General features: G+C 34.9%; 1 pseudogene. It reads left to right on the top strand.

What is annotated here, in order from left to right:
- Positions 1–53: 53 nt before the first annotated feature.
- Positions 54–249 (top strand): annotated as a pseudogene (locus RYX56_RS24250) (c-type cytochrome biogenesis protein CcsB); the annotation flags it as partial.

The raw sequence follows: 249 nt of genomic DNA, 5'->3' as shown, positions 1-249 counted from the left end.
ATCTTCCGAAAGATCAGTTTCAAAACGAACAGACGGATAAGGAGGGAGCTTAGTTGGCAACATTAAGTAGTAATTTATTGTTTATTGCTTTTATTCTTTATTTAGTTGCAACCCTTTTTTTTGGGGGATCCATTAAAGCGAAGAAAGACTTAAATGATACAAAGACAACCAATAAATGGGGGAAGATAGCGGTATTTTTAACAATTGTAGGTTTTGTTTCACAGCTGGGGTATTTTATTACCAGGTGGA

Origin of the sequence: Alkalihalophilus lindianensis, assembly GCF_032843265.1 — a bacterium.
Taxonomy (GTDB): domain Bacteria; phylum Bacillota; class Bacilli; order Bacillales; family Bacillaceae_D; genus Alkalihalophilus; species Alkalihalophilus lindianensis.
This window is presented reverse-complemented; position numbering and strand designations above follow the sequence as displayed.